Source organism: Paenibacillus sp. VT-400 (assembly GCF_001029205.1).
Lineage (GTDB): Bacteria > Bacillota > Bacilli > Paenibacillales > Paenibacillaceae > Paenibacillus > Paenibacillus amylolyticus.
This window is the reverse complement of record NZ_LELF01000067.1, coordinates 2,925,168-2,942,302: the sequence shown is the minus strand read 5'-3', so window position 1 is coordinate 2,942,302 and position 17,135 is coordinate 2,925,168. Positions and strand designations below refer to the sequence as shown.

Below are 17,135 nucleotides of genomic sequence, written 5' to 3'. Positions count from 1 at the left end.
AAAGTTGAACGCATAAATATGGATTTAATTAGAAAAACAATGCGAGATTTAGTTTCGTTAACCAGAATGACATAACAATGTGTTATATATATGGGAGGTAGTGTCCATGCAACTTACGGTTAAAGAGGCTTTACAGGTGTACCCGTTGTCAGAGGCCAAACTGGTTGCGGGTGGAGAAGGGACTTCACGGATGATGAAATCCGTTAACGTCATGGACGCTCCTGATATCGCGGATTGGATCAAATCCGGAGAAATGTTGTTCACCACCGCTTTTATTATGAAAGACAGTGAGACGGATGCACTACGTTTGATGCGACGTTTGAATGAACGCGGCTGTGCAGGACTCGGCATCAAGCTGGGACGTTTCTGGCAGTCCATTCCCCAAGGTATTGTCGAGGAAGCTGATCGGCTTCGTTTGCCACTGCTTGAGCTCCCCTTTCAATTCACCTTCTCCGACCAGATGAATGCCTTGTTCAAGGCTGAACATGAACGTAGCAACCGTTTGCTGCATGAGGTTGTGCAAAAGCAGAAAAAATTAATGCAGTTTGCGCTGCAACAGCAGCCACATCGGAATGTGTTTGCCGAACTTGCCACGGTGCTGAACTATCCCCTTGCCGTCATTGGTTCACGTGGGCATGTGCTGTATGGTAGTGAAGGCATTGCAGGGGATGCTGTAACCCAAGGCTGGCCTTGGAAATCTGTCATGCACCGAGTGAAATGGAATCAGGGAAGTTGTCATCGCGTACCCATCAAGCAAAATGATGAAGAGTACGGTTCGTTGCTTGTGTTTACGGATTCAGCCCTATCGCTTCGAGCAGAGGAAGAGCTGTTTCAACAGGCTGCCGATGTGCTGGCATTTTATATGGATATGACTTATCGCGAGCATATTAATCCGACCGTGCAAGATGAGATGCGTACACTGCTTTCACAGTATCTGGATAACAAAATGACTGTTCAGGAATTGACCACCATGAGTGAGAACAAAGGTGTACATCTATTCCAGGGAACTTATCAGTGCGTATTGATTACACTTGAACCAACTCTGTTTGCCGAGGGAAAGCTACTTAAACAGATTCATCGCGAGTTGCAATACAATCCGCTGATGCAATTCACGGCTTCACAGCATTTTCAGATTGAGGATGGCATTTTGTCCATCTACACCTGCCCAACAGGGCGAGATTATGGAGAGGAGCTGTCAAGTTTTCTCTTGAGCCGTTTCGGTGATGTTCTGGCAGCGCAAGAAGCAAAAGGAGCACCAGCTCCGCGTTTCTGGGTCAGCAAAATGAAACATGAGCCCAAATCGCTCCGTGAAGCATACCAGGAGTGTCTGGATACTCGACAACTGGCTCGTCGATTCGGCATGAAAGACCGTGCGTTGCAATTTGAAATGCTCGAATTTGCCTATGTGTTCCAACACGTACCGGATAACATCATGGAGAATTACTGCAATAAAGTACTTGAACCGTTACTTGCCAGGGATGGTGATCCCAATCAGGTGCTGATGAATACATTGGAGTCCTTTATCGAAAATGATGGACTGATCAATGAAGCTGCCAAACAGCTGTTTGTGCATCGCAACACGGTCACTTATCGGATGGAGAAAGTCGGCAGCTTGCTGCAAATGGACTTTAAGAAAACGAATGATCTGCTTAAATTAAAGCTGGTATTTACCTTCCGCAAGTTCGTGCGGGACAAAGCAGCTGCAAGACCGCACAATGTCCAACTCTAGACCGCACATTGTGCAACATGACAATGCTAACGGGTCATACCCCCCCCAGAACCGCGTTCCCTTGATGGAATGCGGTTCTTTCATGTTTAAGGGCAACAAAAGCTGATCTTCCCGTGCACAGCAAACAAATCACAACTCTGATGTTATGTTATATTACAAAATTGCGTAAATATTGTTGTCGCGACATTGAACGGCACTTAGAATGAAGAACAATAATCCACAACAGACCGGAGGTTCTAACATGAGCGACTTAATTAAACTTGTTAACAACTGGTCTATTACACAGTTTGTGCATACGTTTGGCGGCTTATTTGAGGAATCACCATGGGTGGCTGAGCGTGCGGGGCTTTCACGACCTTTTGATTCATTTGAACAGATGATGAAAGTGATGAAAAACGTGGTTCAGGCATCGGATGACCAGGTGAAGTTGCAGTTGCTTCGAAATCACCCGGATCTTGGAGCGCGAATCAGCATGAGCAGCAACTCCGTTCAGGAGCAAGCTGATGCAGGGCTTGATTCACTCTCACAAGAGCAATACAACGAACTTCAACAATTAAACAAAGCATATACAAGCCAATTTGGCTTTCCTTTCATATTGGCCGTAAAAGGCCATACCGCAAGCTCCATCCTCGAATCCATGCGGCAACGTCATCGCCGAGGCAGGGAAGAAGAATTCGAGACTGCATTGAAGGAAGTATTCAAGATAGCGGGCATTCGTTTGGAGCAGTGGCTCGCACAGATCGGTCATGAACATGAGTTCGTGAGCAAACCAGCCGCAGTGCAGCAGCGGACCATGTATTACGGCAAAGGGGATGTGTGGATGTATCGTTCCTACGCCAAGCCGCTGACGGGCATACAGTCGATCCCGGAATCTCCGTTCATGGGACGCAGTAATATTCTGTTTGGATTGAACATTAAGGTCGCTGTGCAGGGCGATGAATTCTTGCCTTCTTTTGCAGAAGGGGATAATTCGCTGGTGGTGGCAACCGATTCGATGAAAAATTTCATTCTCAAACATGCAGCGGACTACACAGGTGCGACGGTGGAAGGATTTCTTGCGCTGGTAAGTCGGCGTTTCCTGGAGACGTATCCGCAGATGAGCAAGGTTCAGATGACAGCAGATCAGATTCCTTTTGAAGATATACCCATTGGATTAGAAGGAAGTTATCGACCGAGTGCGCTCGTATTTCGTTATTCGCAGAATGATCGTGCGACAGCTGCCGTGGAAGCAGAACGAACAGGAGACTCGATTGAACTCAGCAACCATTTCAGTGGTGTAGCCGATCTGAGACTGATCAAGGTCAAAGGCAGTGAATTTGCCGGATTTATGCAGGATGAATATACCACTCTTCCAGAGACATGGGATCGACCGTTATTTATTTTCCTGAACATCAATTGGCGTTATGAAGATCCGAGAGATGGCATGGACGATCAGCGTGGACGGTATGTAGCGGCGGAACAGGTCAGAGATTTGGCTGCTGCGGTATTTCATGAGTGTCGATCCGCTTCCATTCAACATCTGATCTACCAGATTGGACGAAGGTTGTTAAGTCGATTTGAGCAACTGAGTGAGGTTTCGTTTGAGTCCAACAATCGGACTTGGGAGACAGTGCTGGAGGAAGTGAAAGAGGGAGAAGGCAAAGTATTTACCGAGCCGAGACCACCATATGGATTCCAGGGTTTCTCGATGACAAGGGATGACCTGGGAGCAGACGGCCGTGATTCCTCGAAAGAAGGTGACGTCTGATGTCGATATCTGGCGGACGAATTACAACACATGTGCTGGATACATCCAAAGGCGTGCCTGCTGCGGGTGTTCGGATCGAACTGTATACCCTGAAGAGGGATGGAGAGCAGGAAAGCAAGACAAAAGTGGCTGAATCGGTTACCAATGCGGATGGACGTTTGGATGCACCGCTGCTGGATGGAGGCAAGTTGGAGCCAGCCATATATGAGCTTCAATTCCATGTCGAGAGTTATTACGCACAGCGTTCGTTGGAGGAGCTAGGCCAGGCATTATGGACGATTGTTCCGATTCGTTTTGCTGTATCTGATGCCTCAAGCCATTATCATATTCCGTTATTGATTGCTCCAGGAGGTTACAGTACATACCGGGGAAGCTGAATATGCACACATCCGGTTCTGATTCAGGGGGAGGGTCATCCACATGACAACATTTGATACAATCATCCGGGGGGCCCGGGTGGTGCTGAGAGATCGGGTAGAACAACTGGATATTGGCATAACTGGTGAAAAAATAACGGAACTATCCACGCGGCTGACCGCTGGTGAAGCGGCTTGCATCATAGAAGCTGAGGGGCTTACAGTGATGCCGGGTGTCGTGGACATTCATGTACACTTCAATGAACCCGGACTCGCCAGTTGGGAGGGATTTCGATCGGGTTCGGCAGCTCTTGCCGCAGGGGGAATCACGACCTATGTCGATATGCCGCTTAACGGCGTACCACCAACCACAAGGCCGGAAGCATGGGAGATGAAAAAGAAAGCAGCCGCAGACCAATCGTATGTTGATTATGCGTTCTGGGGAGGTTTGGTTCCCGGCAATCGTGAGGAACTTGCTCCACTGTCACGGCTGAGTGCTGCCGGATTCAAGGCATTTATGTCTGAGCCGGGCGGAGATGGGGAAGATATCTTTGCCAGAGCCGATGACCATACGCTACTTGACGGAATGCATGAAATTGCAACATTAAAACGTGTGCTGGCACTTCATGCAGAGGACGAAGGCATGGTTGCCGAACTCGGTGCAAAAAGCATTGCTGAGGGAAGGACTGAACCGATGGACTATGTCCGGTCCCGTCCTGCGGAAGCCGAAGTCGTCGCGGTTGCGCGAGCGTTGAAATACGGTGAACAGACCGGGTGTGCGCTGCATTTTGTGCATATTAGCACCCGGGAAGCCCTGGATCTGATAGCAGACGCCAAACGGTGTGGGCAAGACGTCACTTCGGAGACATGCCCTCATTATCTGACGCTGACCGATCAGGATGTGATCCGATTGGGTGCTGTGGCAAAATGCGCTCCACCGCTTCGTAGCTCTTCCGAGCAGGAGCAGTTATGGGATGCACTGACGTCAGGATTAATTGATGTTATTGCCTCAGACCATTCGCCATGTCCGCCATCCATGAAACAATCCGATAGCTTTTTTGAAATCTGGGGAGGTATATCCGGAGCGCAAAGCACACTGCTGATCATGCTGGAGGACGGACATCTTCAGCGTAATATCGACCTCACGTTGCTCGGAAGAGTGCTCTCCCTTCAGCCTGCCAGAAGGCTTGGTCTGGAGAACAAAGGAGAGATTGCGATTGGCAAGGATGCAGATCTGGTCCTGATTGACTGGGAGAGAAGCACAACCCTGAACACGGAGGATCTTCATTATACGCATAAACAGAGCCCTTATGTAGGACGTACATTTAACTGTCAGATTGCAGACGTATTTTGCCGTGGGCATCGTGTCTACAACTCGGAATCCGGATTATCTCCTGTGCCTCTCGGGCAACACATTACGGCTTACTCTTCTAGTCCCATCGAAGCGGGAACGGAGGAGACGCCATGACGGAATCTGGAGTATACCGGTCATCCGGTACAAATAATGCTCCTCTTCCATTGCCGGATGTGGAACAGGTGGAGCTGCAAGCCATGCTTGACTGGCTGTCGACATATGGCGCGAATGCACAGGGCGGCGTTACAAGACTGTTGTATGACTCGGCTTGGTGTGAAGCACAAGGTGCTCTTGCAGTCAAAATGCAGGAGAAAGGATTGTCTCCCGAATTTGACCAGTCTGGTAATCTGTATGGCACACTCAAGAGTGAGGGTAAGGAATCAGCGACTGGTGCTGAAGAATTGCCGATTGTGACCGGATCACATATTGATACGGTGGTGTATGGCGGCAAATATGATGGTGCTTACGGTGTGGTGGCTGGTGTTCTTGCTTTGGAGTATTTACAGAAGCATTTTGGAGCACCGAAGCGAACACTTCAAGTGGTATCGTTATGCGAAGAAGAGGGAAGTCGATTCCCTTTTGCGTATTGGGGTTCACGCAGTATAACAGGAATAACGGCTCTGGAAGATGTAGAGCATCTGAAGGATCAAGACGGCGTTACCTTTGCACAAGCGATCCGGGATGCGGGTTTTGGACCTGATAGTGCATATAGACCTGCCGCGAAAAATTACGGTGCCTTTATTGAGCTTCACATTGAGCAAGGTCAGGTTCTGGAACGTCTTGGACATTCGATTGGAGTTGTATCCGATATCGTAGGTCAGAAGCGGTTCAGTATTACCGTAAGCGGGGAAGCGAATCACGCAGGAACGACGCCGATGTCCTGGCGCAAAGACGCACTTGCCGGAGCAGCCGAGATGATTACTGTGGTAAGGAGTGTCGCATTGGATGCAGGAGAACCGCTTGTAGCCACGGTTGGGCGAATCACGGCCGATCCGGGTGTTGGGAATGTAGTTGCAGCACGGGCGGTGTTTTCACTCGATATCCGCCATATCCGGCAGGAGAGTATTGATCGCTGCTGGCAGGATATGCTCCAGGCATTTAGTCGTATCGCAGCCGAGCAGCAGCTTGTACTGGACTGGGAAGAGCATCTATCCGTCACACCTATTCCCATGAACGCACAGATGATCTCAGACATTCAGGATACCTGTGAGCAGGAGCAGTTGTCCTACTGGTTAATGCCAAGCGGCGCGGGACATGATTCGCAGATTTTTCAGCCGGCTTGTCCGACGGCCATGATCTTTGTGCCGAGTCAGGACGGTATTAGTCATAATCCACTTGAATATACAGCTGAAGCAGACCTGATGCACGGTTTTCAGGTTCTGGTCCGGCTACTCTATAAATACGGTTACGGGAGTTGAATGCAGATGTCCAACTATAAAGAGTTATCTCCGTCCTTGCGGACCATTATGACCCCAGGACCCGTTGAGGTTGATCCGCGTGTGCTAAGAGCATTATCCTTTCCGATCCTGGGGCAGTTTGACCCGGAGTTCACATCCTTGATGAACGAGACAATGGCGATGCTGCGAGAGCTGTATATGACAGATAACGAGTGGTGTTATCCAGTTGATGGTACATCCCGTTCAGGGATAGAAGCTGTGTTGGTCAGCCTAATTCAGCCCGGTGACAAAGTTCTCGTTCCGATCTACGGGCGATTCGGACATCTGCTGGTTGAAATCTCGGAACGTTGCGGTGCAGAGGTTGTCTTTTTTGAAACGGAATGGGGAACGGTATTTGATCCGGAAGAGGTGATCAAGGCGATCCATACCCATAAACCAAGTCTGGTTGCGATGGTTCACGGTGAGACTTCCACCGGACAGATGCAGCCCCTTGCCGAGATTGGCAAAGCCTGTCGTGATCTTGATATTTTACTCGTTGTGGATGCTGTGGCTACCATTGGTGGGACTCCGGTGGAGACGGATGCGTGGCATCTGGATGCGGTAATGGGTGGTACGCAGAAATGCCTGTCTGTTCCTTCAGGGATGGCACCTCTCACATACAACAGTCGAGTGGAGCAGAAACTGATGAGCCGCAAAACAGTTGAACGCGGACTGCGAGATGCAACCAGTGCGAGGGCAGAAGGCCGCACGATTGCCAGCAATTATTTTGACCTGAGCCAATTGCAGGATTACTGGAGTTCAGCACGTTTGAACCACCATACAGAAGCTACCTCCATGCTCTACGGTCTTCACGAAGGCTTACGCATTTTGCTGCAAGAAGGATTGGAGGCCAGGTTCCAGAGACATCTGGTGAATGAACGTGCGTTGGTTGCTGGAATTCAGGGAATGGGACTACAGTTGTATGGGGATATGTCCAGTAAACTTCCGGTGGTCACTTGTATCACGATTCCGGAGGGGATTGATGGTGAATCGGTGCGCAGCATGTTGCTGAACGACTTCAGCATTGAGATAGCCAGTTCATTTGGACCGTTAAAAGGACAGATCTGGCGGATTGGTACAATGGGATTCAGTTGCCAACGCAAAAACGTACTACATGTGCTTGGAGCGCTGGAAGCTGTTCTTCTCCGTCATCGTCACATATTACCTGCCGGTGAAGCGGTGCAGGCCGCATTGGATGTGTATGCAGGGAAGGAGGGTGCCTTATGTTAAACCAGATGCCAATCTCCAGGGAGGTCATGGTTACTACTCCTCATTATCTGGCGAGTGCAGTGGGAAGCTCCATCCTCCAGCAGGGTGGGAATGCTTATGATGCTGCTGTTGCGGTCAGTGCAGCTCTGGGTGTGGTATATCCGCATATGACCGGACTTGGAGGGGACGCCTTCTTCCTGATTCATGATGGAACGAGCGGTGAGATTACCGCTTATAACGGAAGTGGCCGCTCAGCCGCAGGCATTCATGCCGATACGTTCAAAGCGATGGGCATGAATGCCATCCCTCAACGCGGTGTGCTTAGTGCCATCACGGTTCCGGGAATGGTGGATGCCTGGTGGGAAGTCTGGTCTCGGTACGGTAAGTTACCGTGGGAGCAGTTGCTTGAACCTGCCGCACAGTATGCGGAAAAAGGATGCCCTGTATCCCGGAATCTCCGCCTGTGGATGGAAAGGAATGAAGATTTCATTATGGGCCATACACCGCTGCGAGCGGTATTTGCGCCTTTGGGTACACTTTTGCAGGAAGGTGAACTGCTGATCCAGCCTGATCTTGCTGCCTCCATTCGTCTGATTCAGACGGGTGGAAGAGACACTTTTTATACAGGAGAGCTTGCGGATCGTCTGACTTCGGCTATTCGTGAGGATGGGGGCATGCTTGCACCAGCAGACTTTGCGGGTCATCGTGGCGAGTGGGTGAAACCGGTCAGTACGGAGTATCGTGGCTATGAAGTTCATCAGATGCCGCCCAACTCGCAGGGATTCTCGATGCTGATGATGTTAAATATGCTGGAGCATACCGATCTGTCCTCTGTAGCACGTACCTCACCGGAATTCTATCATCTGATGGCGGAAGTGGTGAAAAAGGCGTTTCGGGATCGTGATCGTTATCTGACGGACCCGGATTTCAGGGACATTCCGCTTGATCACTTGTTATCCAAGAGTTACGGAGACCATTTGTGGAATGAGATTCAGTCTGCTCCACCTGTGGCACAACCGTTTTTGTCCAAAACGATAGGTCAGGACACGGCATATGCAGCGGTGGTTGATAGCGAAGGCAATGCCGTTTCATTCATCCAAAGCCTGTATTTTGACTTCGGTGCAGCGTATGTTCCGGGGGATACGGGGGTTATCATGCAGAACCGGGGGTCGTTTTTCTCCTTAGATCCGAGGGATGCCAACGTACTGGAACCGAATAAACGCTCATTCCACACCCTCATGCCGGGCCTTGTTACACGAGATGGCAAACCTTATATGCTCGTGGGTACACAGGGGGGAGAAGGGCAGCCACAGACACAATTATCGGTGCTCACCGGAGTGCTTGATTACGGGCTCAACATTCAGGAAGCAATCAGCCTGCCACGTTGGGTGTACGGACGTACCTGGGGCGAAGAAGGCGATACGATGCGTGTTGAGAACCGATATCACGATGACGTATGTGCAACCCTTGCCCAGTGGGGACATAACGTTGAAGCGAGAGCGCCGTGGGACGGCATTATGGGACAGTCGCAAGGCATTGTCATTCGTGAGGACGGCATGATTAGTGGCGCAGCAGACCCTAGAGGTGATGGTATGGCTATTGGGTGGTAACAGCTACATTGGACATTTATAAGTTCAACTAGATATTTACACGATAACAGCGATCGGAAGATTGGTCTGTCATCGGAGTGCAAGTGTAAATATGTATGAGTTGTAATATATAGACAGACACAGATAGGGGAGATTGGCATGGGAACGATCCTGCTGAAAGGCGCACAGCTTGTGACGATGAATGCAGAAGAGGAAGTGTTCATTGGAGATCTGTTGATCGAGGATAATAAAATCAAGGAGATTGCAGCGCACATCGACATGCAAGCTGACCAAGTCATTGATGCTCGTGGTAAAGTGCTGTTGCCAGGTTTCATCCAGACGCATATTCATCTGTGTCAGACCTTGTTCCGTGGACGTGCGGATGATCTGGAACTGATGGATTGGCTCCGTCAACGTATCTGGCCGCTGGAAGCAGCGCATGATGAGGAGTCCGTGTATTATTCGGCAATGCTTGGACTCGGCGAATTGATCTCCAGTGGAACCACGACCATTCTGGATATGGAGACGGTACATCACACGGACTCGGCGTTTCAGGCGATGGCACAGAGCGGCATCCGGGTCATCTCTGGCAAAGTGATGATGGATCATGGAGACGAAGTTCCGGAACCCCTGCGTGAGGATACAGCAACTTCGCTACAACAGAGTGTGGATCTGCTGGAGAAATGGAACGGGTTTGGCGGAGGTCGCATTCAGTATGCTTTCTGTCCACGCTTCGTTGTATCGTGTACCGAAGAATTGCTGGTAGAGGTGCGCGACCTGTCGAATAAATATCATGTCAAAGTCCACACCCATGCCTCCGAGAATCGCGGAGAGATTGAACTGGTAGAACACGAACGCGGAATGCGTAACATCGTATACCTCGATCATATCGGTCTGGCGACCCCCAGATTGGTACTGGCACACTGTGTATGGTTGAGTGAGGAAGAGAAGGAGATCATCCGCAAACGTGGTGTCAAAGTCACTCACTGTCCTGGATCAAATATGAAACTTTCCTCCGGGGTAGCAGATATTCCGGATCTACTGAATCGGCAGATCGCGGTTGGGATTGGGGCAGATGGTGCCGCATGCAACAATAATCTGGATATGTTTCAGGAGATGCGCCTGACGGCCCTGATGCAGAAGATTCCTCATGGTCCAACGGTGATGGATGCTCGGACCGTATTACGCATGGCTACCATGGGAGGAGCAGAAGTGCTTGGCTTGTCGAAGGAAATTGGCAGTCTCGAAGTGGGCAAAAAGGCAGATATGCTGCTGCTGGATCTGGATGATTTCCACACGTACCCTTCCTATGAGACGGATGTCTATTCCCGCGTAGTGTATTCCGCAACACGTAGCTGTGTGGATACCGTTATTATTGACGGAAGTATCGTGCTCAAGAATCGTAAGATTCAGACGATTGATCGTGGCATTGTGCTGCGTGAGTCGGATAAGAGTATTGCGAGATTGATGAAACGTATCTGACTGAAGGAAGTTTATGCAATTCCAGAAAGGATGGAGACCGCTATGGAAATGCATGATCTGTGTGCAATCGCAGCCCGTGAAACGCGCTGTGTGCTCGCAACGGCGATCAAGGTAGAAGGTCATGCTTACCGTAAGCAGGGAGTCTCTATGCTGTTGACCGAGGATGGCAAAATGGTTGGCAGTATCAGTCCGGGATGTCTGGAGAGTGATCTTCAGGCCCGGGTGAGCCATGTGCTGGATACGAAGCAGATGGAATTCGCGGAGTACGACATGCGTCCCGAGGATGATCTGTCCTGGGGGGAGACGATTGGCTGCGGCGGACTCGTTGTTGTGTTGCTTGAACCTGTGTGTGGTGAACTCCGAGATACGTTGCAGAAGATGTATGATTGTTTTCAATCCGGCGCTGCAACAGCGTTAACCCGAACGTTCCAAGATGATTATACGAAGGTTCAATATGGCTGGAAACGGATTGAACCAACGGGTACTCGGCGCCAGCCAATCTTGCGTCCTTCGCTCGTCCCAACTCATGATCGCGTGACGAACAATAATCCAGCTTCATTGCAGGTTGATGTACAACACAGCAGTGGTAATATCAAGCATGAACATACGGCATCAAAACAATATTCTCCCGACATACCTCGCCTTACGCTTGTGCCTGAAGTGGTACCTGTTTTGTCAAACGAATCTCACTCTTCCCATCTATCCGGTGATTCACAACATATCTCTGAGTCTGATGCTGAAATAGCGACAAACAACACGGTTTCAACGAATCCCTGGGACCTCCCGCAGCAACTTACTTCGCTGTACACGCCTAAACCTCGCCTGATTATCATCGGAGCCGGGAATGATGTTATTCCTGTTGCCAGACTCGCCCAATCCGCAGGATTCCGAGTAGTCGTAGCCGATTGGCGAGAGTCCTTATGCACCTCGGAAAGGTTCCCAGAAACTGAACTTATACTTGGTTTCCCATGTGAGATCATGCCTCAGTTAAACGTAAACAACGGAGATTATTTGATTTTAATGAGTCACAATTTTCCCCGCGAACGTGAACTGTTGGAGATGGTAGTGGACTGTGAGTACGCGTATCTTGGCATCATGGGTTCCAAAACACGAACAGTCCGTCTGCTGGATGGCTTACCACCGTTGAAATATGTGCATTCTCCCGTTGGTTTGAGCATCGGAGCAGACGGTCCCGAACAGATCGCCATCAGCATTGTAGCGGAATTGATCGCATGTAAACATAAGGTTTCTTCCTTGAGTTCTGAGGTGCAGAGGGGGAGCGTTGCACATGCGAATGACGGGCATAGTTCTGGCAGCAGGTAAGAGTCGTCGCCTTGGTCGGGATAAACTCTCGGTTGTCATGCCTGACGGAAGGTCACTGGCTGCATGGTCATTGGAAGCTGCGTTGAATTCGGAGCTAGATCAAGTGGTCTGTGTGGTCAAACCGGAAGATTCGCTGGCATGGCTACCTGTAAAATGGTTTGATTCTGCCACGTATGCCTACCATCCCACAGCGAGACTTCGAATTGTGGTCTGTGCTGACTATGCCTGCGGCATGGCCAATTCTCTTCATTCTGGCGTATTGTCGGCCATGCAGTACAAACCGGAGGGCATTCTCATGTTACTGGGTGATCAGCCTTTATTAAAAACGCAGGATATTAATCGGGTGACTACAGAACTGGCTACCCACAAGTTATGTGACTATGTCGCAGCTACCGACGGTGAGGGAGGTAAACCGCCCGTTGCTTTTCGCTCCCATATGTTCGGACCTCTGTTATCCTTGCATGGAGATGAGGGGGCACGTAAGATTATGCGCAGCGCTAACTATTCAGGTGTACATGTACCACTGTCTGAGACTAGTTTCTGGGATGCGGATACAGAACCGGAATTGGAACGCATTCTGAGTTATGTATATGAATCACAGCAGACAGACTAAATAACAGGAGAAGATTATTAACTATGTATAATTTAATAACATGATCAGGTCAGCCAGGCAGTCTGGTTGGCCTGTTTGTCTTCTTTTAACGTGTGGTGAAAGAGAGTCTGTGTTAGCTTTCAATAGATCATAATGCATCAAGCACAAATGGAATGCAGGTTTTATACATTTATCCAAAACGATGTGAAGGGAATTGACGTTGCTGCTGAACTCTCATATGATTTGAAGAATTATCTGGATTAGACGGTTGAATTTCCTGCCCATGGAAGAGAGAGAAAGGGGATGCAGCGATGGTAACACCGGCATACGGTTCTGGAGCCATGCCATCGGTATGGCAGCCTGAGAACCTGCAAGAACTGCAAACATTGAGAAGTAGACTAAAGGGAATATATTGTTTCACGGCAGGCGGAACATTGCTGCGAACCCAGTGGGAAGGTGGCTTAATTCCAGCGCCTGAACACATGATTAGTCTGGCTCGTATTCCTGAAATGAGCGGTATATCTATTCGTGGAGATGAGCTGGTCATTGGAGCCATGACCCGATTAAAGGAATGTGCTGCACAAGCGTTGCTGCATCAACTGCCGATTCTGCAAGAAGCTGTGAATGCAATTGCGGCCCCTTCCATTCGTAATGTGGCAACCATTGGCGGGAATATTGTGTCCGGAGTAGGGGATACGCTGCCTGCTTTGCTTGTATATGATGCGGAGCTGCACTGGTTGACAGACAGCGGCATTGAGATCCGTAGAGTGTCTACCTGGCTGCAGGGTGGACGGGATGGCAGCCGTAATCCAGGGGATGTATTAATCTCGATTCATATTCCAATGAGACCGTCCCCTCTGTTTGATGTGAACAGTGAGCACAGACCTGCTGCACGAGAAGTTTCCTTTTACCGCAAGCTGGGTCGACGGGAGACGTTCAGTGCTTCGCTGGTGACGGTTGCGTTATACGGTGAGATTGATTTGGATAACCGCTGGACCAAGATTGCGATTGCGGCTGGTGGAGGCTCAGGCATGGCGATGCGACTTCTGAAGTCGGAACAACAGCTTCTTGGTAGCGAAGCTACTGTCATGCAAGCAGCAACTCTTGCAGCTGCCGTGGCTAGCGAATTTACGACTTATGGCGATGCATTTGCAACGGAACATTATCGCAAACAGACCGCAGGCAATATGCTTGGTGCCGGGTTATGGGAAGCACTTCACGAATAGAAGACTTCGATCAAGCAAAGGAGGAGAGGCATCATGCTGCTGAATCGGAAACAGAGCGGGAAACGCTGGCACCTGCGGCCAGATGGGGCACCCAAAGTTACAGGCCAACTTCAATATCTGACGGATATGACGTTACCTGACATGATCCATGGCAGAGTATTGCGAAGCGAATATCCTTATGCTCGTATACTGTCTATAGATACTTCGGAAGCTGAGGCGTTGGAAGGTGTCTATGCGGTTCTGACCTCCAAAGATGTGCCTGGACTGAATCGTTTTGGCATAGCAACCCCGGATCAACCTGTGTTCTGCGAGGATATTGTACGTTATATCGGTGACGCCATTGCAGCGGTTGCTGCGGATTCCCCGGAACGTGCGGCGCTTGCACTGGATGCGATCCGTGTAGTGTATGAGGAACTCACTCCGCTGAATAGTACAGACGCTGCATTGGCTCCCGGCGCACCAGAGCTGCATGAGCATGGTCCAGGTAATGTGCTGCATCGGACGGAGATTAAACGCGGAGATGCTGAGCAAGCCTTTGCCACGTGTGATCATATCGTGACAGAGACGTATTATACGCCTCGTCAGATGCATGCGTACATGGAGACAGAAGGTGGCCTGTTTGTCCCGGATGAAGAGGGAAGGCTGAATGTATACGCGGCAACGCAACACGGTTATAAAGACCGGATGCAACTTGCGCGCATTATTGGTTGCTCTGAAGAAGATATCCGGGTGGTGTCTTCACCGATTGGGGGTTCATTTGGCGGAAAAGATGAACTAAACGTACAGCCCTATGGTGCATTACTGGCTTTAAGATGCGGACGTCCTGTGAAAATGCATAATTCACGTAAAGAATCCGTGCGTGCAGGGTTGAAACGGCACCCAATGAAGATTGAAATGCAGACCGGCATGAGTCGAGAAGGCATCATCCAAGCGCATCGTGTCCGTATAACAGCAGATACCGGAGCGTACGCCACACTTGGTGCACCCGTACTGAACTTCTGTACCGAGCATTGCCTTGGACCGTACGCTATTCCAAATGTGGATGTGGAAGGCGTATCTGTATATACGAATAACGGGCTGTCAGGTGAGTTTCGCGGATTTGGCGGGAATCAGGCGATTTTTGCCATGGAAGGCCAGATGGATCGGCTTGCAGCAATCATGAACATGGACCCTTGGGAGTTCCGCAGACGTAATATGAGGGAAAAGAATGATCCTGGACCACTGAATCAACGCATTCTGGTTACGGATGGACTGTCCCAAGTATGGGAGGCATTGGATCGCTCCGAACTGTGGCAAAAACATCAGAGTCCCCCGGCACATCCTGCTCTGCCACCGTGGATCAAACGCGGAGTCGGAGCAGCCATCGCCATGCACGGTGCAGGGCTGGGTTATGGCATTCCAGACCCTGCGGGAGGCCGCCTGTCCCTGAACAACGAAGGCAAGATTGAGGTGGCGTTCAGCTACGAGGAATTTGGTCAGGGGCTCATTGCAACGCTGGAAATTATGTTATGTGATCTGTTCCAATGCAGTACATCGGATCTCAGTATTATCATCGGCGATACGGATCGTGTGCCCCACAGCGGATCAAGTACAGCTTCACGTTCAACAACGATGGCATGGATGGCTCTTCAACGCTTGCAGACTCCATTTCGTTCCCGTGTTCTCGCTGTCGCGTCTGAAATGTCAGGCGTTCCGGCAGATGAACTGTTAACAGGACCTGGTGGTATACGGCGCAAAGGCCAGCTTCCTGCCGAAAGTTCAGAAGTAGAAACAGATGTGCAAAGAACAGGAAAGAGCGAGAAGAAAGTAGCATTGGCGCTGGAAGGCGTAAATCAAACGTCTGAAGAAGCAGGAAAACTAGAGAAGGCTGAAAGAACTAAAGTGGCTGATATTGTTGCTGGAGGGACTGAAAGTGGTCAAACTGCTGAAAGTAGTTATTTAGGTGCATCTCAATACCTGGCGAAACAGGGAGTTTCATCAGGCTTATTGATCTCGTATGCTGAACTCGCAACGCAGGGCGAAGCCGATGAATGGATTTTTGATACAAAGTTTGATTACCCAACTACGCCAGACAACGTGGTAGGCGGGCATTATTTGTATACGTATGCGGCGGTTGCGGCAGAGGTGGAAGTAAATACATTGACCGGCGAAACCAAGCTACTTGATACACGCCATGTTGTAGCGGCAGGCCCGGTTATCAACCCTATGGGTTATATCGGACAGATTGAAGGTGGCAGTGTCATGGCGCTTGGATTCACGTTAACGGAGGATGCGGTCATGCAGGACAGCCGTTATGTAACCACGAACCTCGACACGTATCTGATCCCAACCATTCAGGATATTCATACCAATCTGGAGGTTGAGGCTATTGAAGGCTTACCCGAGGGTGATGCGTTTGGTCCTAGGGGGATCGGTGAGATAGGCTCCGTTGCGCTTGCGCCAGCCATTACAGCCGCAATTCACCAGGCGACAGGCGTATGGGTTAACCGTCTTCCTGTACCGAGGGAACAACTGGTCAGACCTTTAAATGTACCTTTGCAGGAAGGAGTGAGTCCATCATGAGTAAACCACTTGAGAATCACTGGACAGCCGTTGTAAATGGCGAACAGAAACATCTGGAGATCGCGCAAACGACCCGACTTGTCGATGTGCTTCGAACTCATTTGCAACTAACGGGTACCAAAGTATCCTGCGAAGTTGGTCGCTGCGGCGCATGTATGGTTCTGATGGATGGAGAGCCTGTGAATTCCTGCCTTGTCATGGCTTATCAATGTGAAGGAAGTGGCATTATGACGATTGAAGGTCTGCACGGCGAGGAGAAAGGCACTCTGCATCCAATTCAACAGGCTTTTGTAGAGGAAGGTGGTTTTCAGTGCGGCTATTGCACTCCGGGCATGGTGATATCAACCAAGGCATTACTGGATGCACATCCTGAGCCTTCTCAAGAACAGATTGAAACAGGATTGTGCGGGAATCTGTGTCGTTGTACCGGCTACGGTGGCATTATTCGGGCGGTACGCAAGGCAGGGGAACGCTCTGTGGTAAAAGAAACGTCTACCGAGGAAACCGTAAGTTGAGGCAGGACGCAGGAC

General features: G+C 50.0%; 13 protein-coding genes. All 13 read left to right on the top strand.

The window, feature by feature from the left end; genetic code table 11:
* The first annotated feature begins 106 nt into the window (after positions 1-106).
* The 13 genes from EL84_RS23530 to EL84_RS23465 all read left to right on the top strand — a co-directional run bounded on the left by EL84_RS23530 (position 107) and on the right by EL84_RS23465 (position 17,120).
* Positions 107-1,729: a PucR family transcriptional regulator gene (locus tag EL84_RS23530; RefSeq protein WP_047843328.1), complete on the top strand. Its 1,623-nt coding sequence runs from the start codon at positions 107-109 to the stop codon at positions 1,727-1,729.
* A 241-nt stretch (positions 1,730-1,970) separates the two neighbouring features.
* The gene (gene pucL, locus EL84_RS23525; protein WP_047843327.1) at positions 1,971-3,476 is read left to right on the top strand and encodes a factor-independent urate hydroxylase; all 1,506 of its coding nucleotides are present in this window, start codon (positions 1,971-1,973) and stop codon (positions 3,474-3,476) included.
* The gene (uraH, locus tag EL84_RS23520; RefSeq protein WP_047843326.1) at positions 3,476-3,853 is read left to right on the top strand and encodes a hydroxyisourate hydrolase; all 378 of its coding nucleotides are present in this window, start codon (positions 3,476-3,478) and stop codon (positions 3,851-3,853) included. Before pucL ends, uraH begins: the two co-directional genes overlap by 1 nt.
* Before the next feature lie 43 nt (positions 3,854-3,896).
* Positions 3,897-5,300, top strand: coding sequence for an allantoinase AllB (allB, locus tag EL84_RS23515; protein WP_047843325.1), 1,404 nt, complete (start codon positions 3,897-3,899; stop codon positions 5,298-5,300).
* On the top strand, positions 5,297-6,604 hold the full coding sequence (locus tag EL84_RS23510; RefSeq protein WP_047843324.1) for a Zn-dependent hydrolase: 1,308 nt from the start codon (positions 5,297-5,299) through the stop codon (positions 6,602-6,604). Before allB ends, EL84_RS23510 begins: the two co-directional genes overlap by 4 nt.
* Before the next feature lie 6 nt (positions 6,605-6,610).
* Positions 6,611-7,852, top strand: coding sequence for a pyridoxal-phosphate-dependent aminotransferase family protein (locus tag EL84_RS23505; protein WP_047843323.1), 1,242 nt, complete (start codon positions 6,611-6,613; stop codon positions 7,850-7,852).
* The gene (ggt, locus tag EL84_RS23500) at positions 7,846-9,441 is read left to right on the top strand and encodes a gamma-glutamyltransferase (protein ID WP_047843322.1); all 1,596 of its coding nucleotides are present in this window, start codon (positions 7,846-7,848) and stop codon (positions 9,439-9,441) included. The genes EL84_RS23505 and ggt overlap by 7 nt, the downstream gene beginning before the upstream one ends.
* 138 nt (positions 9,442-9,579) lie before the next feature.
* Positions 9,580-10,902: a 5'-deoxyadenosine deaminase gene (locus EL84_RS23495; protein ID WP_047843321.1), complete on the top strand. Its 1,323-nt coding sequence runs from the start codon at positions 9,580-9,582 to the stop codon at positions 10,900-10,902.
* A gap of 42 nt (positions 10,903-10,944) precedes the next feature.
* Positions 10,945-12,225, top strand: a complete 1,281-nt coding sequence (locus tag EL84_RS30945) for an XdhC family protein (RefSeq protein WP_053061587.1) — start codon at positions 10,945-10,947, stop codon at positions 12,223-12,225.
* Positions 12,191-12,838: an NTP transferase domain-containing protein gene (locus tag EL84_RS23480; RefSeq protein WP_053061586.1), complete on the top strand. Its 648-nt coding sequence runs from the start codon at positions 12,191-12,193 to the stop codon at positions 12,836-12,838. The genes EL84_RS30945 and EL84_RS23480 overlap by 35 nt, the downstream gene beginning before the upstream one ends.
* 290 nt (positions 12,839-13,128) lie before the next feature.
* Positions 13,129-14,043, top strand: coding sequence for an FAD binding domain-containing protein (locus tag EL84_RS23475; RefSeq protein ID WP_047843320.1), 915 nt, complete (start codon positions 13,129-13,131; stop codon positions 14,041-14,043).
* 33 nt (positions 14,044-14,076) lie between these two features.
* Positions 14,077-16,605, top strand: coding sequence for a molybdopterin cofactor-binding domain-containing protein (locus tag EL84_RS23470; RefSeq protein ID WP_047843319.1), 2,529 nt, complete (start codon positions 14,077-14,079; stop codon positions 16,603-16,605).
* Positions 16,602-17,120: a (2Fe-2S)-binding protein gene (locus EL84_RS23465; protein WP_047843318.1), complete on the top strand. Its 519-nt coding sequence runs from the start codon at positions 16,602-16,604 to the stop codon at positions 17,118-17,120. The genes EL84_RS23470 and EL84_RS23465 overlap by 4 nt, the downstream gene beginning before the upstream one ends.
* The last annotated feature ends 15 nt before the right edge of the window (positions 17,121-17,135 follow it).

Coding starts and splice junctions, on each gene's coding strand:
- uraH (WP_047843326.1), top strand. CDS start 3,476: ATGTCGATATCTGGCGGACGAATTACAACACATGTGCTGGATACATCC.
- EL84_RS23530 (WP_047843328.1), top strand. CDS start 107: ATGCAACTTACGGTTAAAGAGGCTTTACAGGTGTACCCGTTGTCAGAG.
- EL84_RS23470 (WP_047843319.1), top strand. CDS start 14,077: ATGCTGCTGAATCGGAAACAGAGCGGGAAACGCTGGCACCTGCGGCCA.
- pucL (WP_047843327.1), top strand. CDS start 1,971: ATGAGCGACTTAATTAAACTTGTTAACAACTGGTCTATTACACAGTTT.
- EL84_RS23465 (WP_047843318.1), top strand. CDS start 16,602: ATGAGTAAACCACTTGAGAATCACTGGACAGCCGTTGTAAATGGCGAA.
- EL84_RS23505 (WP_047843323.1), top strand. CDS start 6,611: ATGTCCAACTATAAAGAGTTATCTCCGTCCTTGCGGACCATTATGACC.
- EL84_RS23495 (WP_047843321.1), top strand. CDS start 9,580: ATGGGAACGATCCTGCTGAAAGGCGCACAGCTTGTGACGATGAATGCA.
- EL84_RS30945 (WP_053061587.1), top strand. CDS start 10,945: ATGGAAATGCATGATCTGTGTGCAATCGCAGCCCGTGAAACGCGCTGT.
- EL84_RS23480 (WP_053061586.1), top strand. CDS start 12,191: ATGCGAATGACGGGCATAGTTCTGGCAGCAGGTAAGAGTCGTCGCCTT.
- EL84_RS23475 (WP_047843320.1), top strand. CDS start 13,129: ATGGTAACACCGGCATACGGTTCTGGAGCCATGCCATCGGTATGGCAG.
- allB (WP_047843325.1), top strand. CDS start 3,897: ATGACAACATTTGATACAATCATCCGGGGGGCCCGGGTGGTGCTGAGA.
- ggt (WP_047843322.1), top strand. CDS start 7,846: ATGTTAAACCAGATGCCAATCTCCAGGGAGGTCATGGTTACTACTCCT.
- EL84_RS23510 (WP_047843324.1), top strand. CDS start 5,297: ATGACGGAATCTGGAGTATACCGGTCATCCGGTACAAATAATGCTCCT.